Annotated in this window: 4 protein-coding genes and 1 pseudogene; 4 read left to right on the top strand and 1 reads right to left on the bottom strand. The window is 45.2% G+C overall.

What is annotated here, in order from left to right:
• The coding region (locus VIP81_RS21230; RefSeq protein WP_331965960.1) for a gliding motility-associated C-terminal domain-containing protein at positions 1–2,846 on the top strand (2,846 nt) is incomplete at its 5' end.
• 1 nt (position 2,847) lies between these two features.
• Here the strand turns inward: VIP81_RS21230 and VIP81_RS21225 are convergent.
• Positions 2,848–3,519 (bottom strand): MgtC/SapB family protein, encoded by a 672-nt coding sequence (locus tag VIP81_RS21225; protein ID WP_331965957.1) that lies wholly within the window; start codon positions 3,517–3,519, stop codon positions 2,848–2,850.
• 106 nt (positions 3,520–3,625) lie between these two features.
• Here VIP81_RS21225 and VIP81_RS21220 point away from each other — a divergent pair, with 106 nt between their 5' ends.
• The 3 genes and pseudogenes from VIP81_RS21220 to VIP81_RS21210 form a co-directional block, all read left to right on the top strand.
• Positions 3,626–4,525, top strand: a complete 900-nt coding sequence (locus VIP81_RS21220; RefSeq protein WP_331965954.1) for a BPSS1187 family protein — start codon at positions 3,626–3,628, stop codon at positions 4,523–4,525.
• Between the two features lie 648 nt (positions 4,526–5,173).
• Positions 5,174–5,551 carry a hypothetical protein gene (locus tag VIP81_RS21215; protein WP_331965951.1) on the top strand — a complete coding sequence of 126 codons (378 nt, stop codon included), beginning with the start codon at positions 5,174–5,176 and terminating at the stop codon, positions 5,549–5,551.
• A 298-nt stretch (positions 5,552–5,849) separates the two neighbouring features.
• Positions 5,850–6,413, top strand: a pseudogene (locus tag VIP81_RS21210) (hypothetical protein); the annotation flags it as partial.

The raw sequence follows: 6,413 nt of genomic DNA, 5'->3' as shown, positions 1-6,413 counted from the left end.
CCCCTCCCGAAAAAACGATTACTGGTGGTTATGCCTGCAGTATCCCACAAAATTCCTGCAGCACCGATACCTTATCCGGTTTCACCATAGATGTACCAGACCTTCCGGATAACTTTATGGACTACGGACAGGGTACTGGTTGTATCCTCTCCTTTACCCCAGGTCAGGCGGAGCGTATGCATAACTTTATTGATGTGGCTTTACCCGGTATGCTGGCGAGCACTGTCTGTAATGAACCCTGCACAGAAAATATTGTCGCGGCTTTTACCCGTGATATCGAGTATCCCGTAGTAGGCGACGTAGTAACTTTTACCAGTAGTGGCATTGGTGGAAATGCTTACCAATGGTTGGTGGATGATGTCCCCAGCGGTAACGGGGCTACGCTGCAGCTAACGGTTACCCAGAAAAAAAATTACGAAATCAAACTTCGTGTAACCAATACCGTTACCAGCTGCGCTGCTTCCACCAATGATGTGATATCTGTGAGTTGTGGTGTGGTATCCCGCTTCTGGCCCAGCAAAAGAAAAATTGCTTCCAAAGACGGGATTGAACTGGACAGCGTATATTTTACTAACCGTTCCCGTAATGGCACCAGCTGGAGCTGGCTGATGAGCAATGATAAAGGAATGATGGAGCAGGTCATCAGCACAGATGAACAACTGAAATATGTATTTAAGATACCTGCCAATTACAAGGTTCGTTTAGCCGTTACTGATGGTCATTGTTTTGATACTTCCAATGCAGTAAAAATTGTTGTAGATGATCCTACCGCGGATGGTGTGGTGTATGTAACCAAAATAGAATGCTATCAGCAAACCCAGGTGCGTGTAACCTGGTATATCAATAACACCGGCTACCAGGCTATTCCGAAAAATACACCGGTGTCTTTTTACGATGGTGATCCCCGTAAACCTGGTACAAAAAAGTTAGGAACCTGGCCATTACCGGAAGAGGTGAAAGGAAAGTGTTTGTCTTCCTGGTTGTACAACACCGTGGATGCTGGCCGTGCCGGTATAGATAGTCTGGGCGTAGTGTTGAATGATGATGGTTCTACTTTACCATTATCACTCCCGAATACATCAGTGGAAGAAAGTAATTACAACAATAATATCAGCTTTAAGCATGGCTTTAAATTTAAGGTGGCTTTAAGTCCGGCGGACTATACGCTTACGCCTGAACAACAGGTAGTGTTGAAGCCGGAAGGAACGAATGGTACCGTAGAAAGTGCCAAATGGACCAGTGATTATCTGAGCTGTGTGGACTGCCTGGAATCTACCTTCACAGCCGCTTACAGAAAGGATACAGTAACCACCGTGAAGGTAATGGCGTATACTAAATATGCCTGCTACGACAGTACCACGGCCACGGTGCATATTCCGGTGGTAGATGATTATACGGTGACGATGAAGAACGTGGATTGTGCCAAAGGGGATAGTTTGCATATTGACTTCTCCCTATGTAATTTATATACCAAAGGGAATATTCCGGCTCAATTAACCGTCGCATTTTACGACAGGTCGCCAGCGGATCCGGCAGCGCTATTGCTGGGCAAAGGGTTTGCTACACCATTGCAGAGTACGGGGGCCTGTGCAGATTACGGAAATTATATTAAGCAAACCACCACCGGTGATGTGTATGCCATCGTGAACAAGGATCGTATAATACATCCGCCCGAAACGGGATTAAATGAAGCAGATCAGGATAATAACACGATGCGCTGGCAATATAAAAAGCCAGTAGTATCGGTGTTTCCACAGGATACCACTGTATTTAGGAAAGCAGATTTCCCTTTGTATTATCAGGTGAGCGACTTTACGCCTAAAGATATTTTGTGGCAAAACGATAACGCCTATACGCTGAACTGTTATTCCTGTTCGGAGCCGCAGGCAGCCATGAAAGACAGTGCCTTTGTGGGTGTACAGCTTACGAATAAATATGGCTGTGTGATAAAGGATCAGCAGTATGTACGCATTTTCCCACCGGATTTTAGTATTAACCTGTTGAAAACGGAATGTTATGATAATGATCATATCCTGGTGACGTTCAGGATCTGCACCGCCAATGGGTATGACAGCATTCATGCGGGGGTACCGGTTTCTTTTTATAATGGTGATCCAACCAGCGAGCAAACCAAAGAACTCGCACCTTTATTTCATACACCGGTGACGGAAGGTGTATGCCGCAATTTCACGACGGTGCTTTCTGCGCCCGGTAGCACTGAAATAGCAGCGATCGTAAACAGGCAAACGAATTTTGTAGTAGAAGAAACGAATTATACCAATAACCAGGCAAATCTAGCATATACACCTTTTACGGTGAGCCTGCAGCCTTCGCTGATCGAATTGCCCAGACCCGCCGCCGTGAATTTGCATGCGCTTGTAGAGGGTGGTCCGGCGGTATCTTATGCCTGGACGCCCGCCATTGGGCTATCTTGTACTACCTGCGCATGGCCGCTGGCCAGCGCTACCTCTTCCATGCGTTATACAGTGATGGCTACAAATCAGTATTACTGCACGGATACTGCTGCGGTATATATTAAAACCTCCACCAATTTTGGCGTGTCGATGCCGAATGCCTTTACACCCAATGGAGATGGGCAGAACGATTGGTTTTATGTGATTGGCAGCTGGGATATAAAGCAACTGAAGGATTTCAATATTTACAATCGTTTAGGGAACAGAGTTTTTGAAGCGCATAATACGCCTGCCAACGACAGAAGTTATGGATGGGATGGATATGTGAACGGTCAGCCTGCGCCGATGGGCAGCTATGTTTACTTTGCTACCGTAGAGTTTCTGGATGGTACTACACAGTTGGTAAAGGGCGTGGTGACGTTGATTCGCTAGGTTAGCTGTTCCAGGATACTTCTTTCACGCCGGCATCGGTTTGTATGTCGGCAATGAGTTTGCCTACAATGGCTTTATCCATGCTTCGGAAGCGAACGGTGATAAAAAAGAGGCTATCGTTTTGTTCAATGTTGCAGGAGGAAATATTGAGGGCCGTTGTCTGAAATAGTTTATCTACTACTTCTATCGATTTAGCCCTTTCGAGGGTAATAATGCGAATGGTTTTCTGTTCAAATTTAGAAAGAAATTTTTTCTCTACCGGTTGCAATAACCATAAGATAATGATCGCGATGGAAGTGGCTATAAATGCGGCAAAGTACATGCCGCCGCCGGTAGCCAATCCGATCGCTGCTACTGTCCATAAGCCGGCTGCTGTGGTGAGTCCTCTTACCACGCCTTCTTTGAGAAACAGGATAGTGCCTGCACCGATGAATCCAATGCCACTGATGACCTGTGCGGCTATTCTGGATGGATCGAGTACTACATTGGGCGTACCCAGTACTTCTGAAAATCCATAAGCAGATACCATCATCGTCAGTGCAGCACCTACGGAAACCATCATATGTGTTCTGAGGCCGGCGGCCCAATCCTTACGTTCTCTTTCCAGTCCTATGATGCCGCCAAAAACCGCAGCCAGGGCTAATCGCATTAATATTTCTGTCCAGGGTATCATGTTACTAATTTAAGCAATTAATATCCTTTTTATCATTTTAACGTATAGGCGTTATGTTAAAGAAGTCAAAAATTGTATCTTGAAGGAACTCATTTACATTTTTAACATGTTGGTATTAAGAGCACCTCTTTTGTTTTTTGCAGTCCTGTTGTCGTCTGTTGCCGTTCGTGCACAGGTAGTGCTGCAATCTGTGCCCCCGGAAGCAACCGGTTCCGGGCTGAGCACCATTCATTCGCCGCACCTGGTGGCAAAGCCTGCCGGCAAAGATAATCATCATCAGTTGTTGGTGATGATACCGGGTACAGGCGGTAGTGCCATTCATTTCCGGACTTTTGATAGTTGTTTTGCTACTATGGGCTATTATGTGGTGACGTTGGATTATGTGAATAATGTGATCACCACGGTTTGCTCCAAGAGTGAAGACAGTACCTGTTTTGATAACTTCCGGCAGGAAATTGTGTTTGGATCACCGGTGAGTGACAGGGTGGAGGTAGATTCGGTGAATAGTCTCGTGAATCGTTTAACGAAGCTGCTGCAATACCTGGCGAAGAAAGATGCTGCGTGGGGAGCGTTTGTGAAGAATGGGCAACCGTGCTGGGATAAGATCATTACTGCGGGACACTCGCAGGGGGCTGGTCATGCTGCTTATTTTGGGAAGCGTTTCAAATTGCGGGGCGTATTAATGTTTTCCGGTCCGCAGGATTATCTGCAATATTTTAATGCGCCTGCACATTGGCAGTGGGAGAATGGGCGAACACCGGTAAACAGGTATTATGCATTCCTGCATACGCAGGATCCTTTTAATTATCAGTACCAGGTAGCAGATGTGGCGGCGATTAATCATCGTGCGGTAACGGATACCACGATGGTACAGCCGAATGCGCCGGTACATTCTATCCGCAATATACTGGTCACAGATATTAATAAGGCTGATAAACATGGTTCTACAGTAGGAACGGAGTTTATTGGTGTATGGAAATATATGATCAGCGGGGCCACCCGGTGATTGGATGTTAATAAAAAAAGAGAGCCGGTCCTCCAGGGAGAACCGGCTTCTTTATCATCACTCTATTTACACACTATCAAACTACACAGGATTGGTTCTAAACATAGTTCCGTTTAACGTAAAGCGGGCATGCCAGCTAAGGGCCTCCTATAAAAGAGGAAGTGTTTTACCTCCATTTTACAGGCATTGGAAAAATAATCGTTCAGTTTATCACGATAGCTGGCGTGTACGCAATTATTTATAATTACCTCGGTGCCTTCCCGTACCGCAAGAGCACTTCCGGGTAGCGTCTTCTCATCACAGCACCGGCTGCTGTGCCAATGCCGGATTGTGACGGTCTGAGGGAATGAAGGAGACCTTTTCTATTTCGTGTTCCGGCTGCGTTTTAGTCCTGCTTTCAAGCCTTTCTATTGATTCTTTCCGTGTATTTGTTGCGCAGACACCGCCGTTGTGATTTGAGGAAACAAAAGTACGAACCTATCTTGTGGCTGATATGTGTTTTTGGGCCAATTGTTTGTTAGATCCGGCCAATGGTCTTTTTGGTAGTATTTCGTTATATTTAGAGGAGAGTCATGAAATCCATTATCCACAATTAAATTCCCCTCCATCATGAAGCGTATCTTTCTTGCAATTTCATGTGTTTGTTTTATGGGTATCGCCACCACACAGGCGCAAAGCATACTTGACCAGGCGAAAAAGACGGCAGGCGGTGTACAAGGCTCCTCATTCGATGCCGGCGGCATTGCTAACAGTATTTTAGGTAAGCTCACGCCGGCGTTGTCACTGACTGATGCTCAGCAGCCGAAAGTACAAAGTGTACTGACTGATTTTATGAAAAAGAAGTCGACTATTATGCCGTTGCAGCAAACTAACCCCACTGACTATACGTCGAAATTCGGCGCGTTGCAGAAGGGTGGATTTTCGAAGTTAAAAACTTTAATGACGTTGAGTCAGTATACTAAGTTTTTGGGGCTGAAACCCAAGACGAATGATGCTACCAACGTATTGTCGCAGTTGTTTTATTAGCGGAAAGCGGAAGGCGTAAAGCAAAAAGCTACTGTCGCGAATGAATGAAGCGGTTTTTTGTCTTACTCAGGATTATACTGATTTAGATGATTTTCCAGATTTTTGTTTTACAGGATTAAAAAAGATTTTGGTAGATATTAGCGGATAACTGTCGCTCATATCTACCAAAATCTTTTTTAATCTACCAAAATCATAAAAACAAAAATCTGGAAAATCATCTAAATCAGTATAATCCTGAGTAAGACAAAAATCCGCTTTCTTCTTTTTCCATTATCTTCGCGGGCGTTTGTTTCATACTATGCCAAAGAAGAAAAAGAAGAATCAAGGATTCAATAGTTTAGCCGTTGTCGTTATACTACTCATCGCTGGATTTGCGGTGACTACCTGTTCCCGGAAAATCGCCGGTGATAAAGTTGATAAAGGGAAACAGCCCACCCGGAAAACATCTCACAAAAAAAATAGCAAGCCGCGGGCAGCCACTCCATTGCTGGCGGAGGATTTTGAATCCGGTTCCAAAACCAATTATAATAATAGTGAAGTGGACTTGTCCAGCGGTGTCTGGAAATTTAAAGATGCCGTGACCGGTTCTTTGGAGGAAGACCATAAAACCGGTGAGCAGGCTTTGCGTATCCGTAATACGGGCATGGCGGGCATGAATTTCGATGTGGAAGTAAAAGGCACGGTAACGGTTACACTGAAGTATGCATTGTACGGAGTCGATGAAAAAGGAAGCTGGGAGTTATGGGCGTCGGTAAACAGGGGGCAAAGTTATTTTCGTGTAGGGGATGAAGTTAGTGTTACGGCTACCACTTTACGTGCAGCAACTTTTACGGCGTTGTCTACAGGAACCATCCGTTTTGAC

This window comes from Chitinophaga sp., from assembly GCF_036566945.1.
Classification (GTDB): domain Bacteria; phylum Bacteroidota; class Bacteroidia; order Chitinophagales; family Chitinophagaceae; genus Chitinophaga.
Note: the sequence above shows the minus strand (reverse complement) of the source record. Positions and strands in the feature narration are given on the sequence as shown.

What these genes read in the sequence shown, in the direction of transcription:
- VIP81_RS21225 (WP_331965957.1), bottom strand. Translation starts at nt 3,519, where the DNA reads ATGATACCCTGGACAGAAATATTAATGCGATTAGCCCTGGCTGCGGTT.
- VIP81_RS21220 (WP_331965954.1), top strand. Translation starts at nt 3,626, where the DNA reads ATGTTGGTATTAAGAGCACCTCTTTTGTTTTTTGCAGTCCTGTTGTCG.
- VIP81_RS21215 (WP_331965951.1), top strand. Translation starts at nt 5,174, where the DNA reads ATGGGTATCGCCACCACACAGGCGCAAAGCATACTTGACCAGGCGAAA.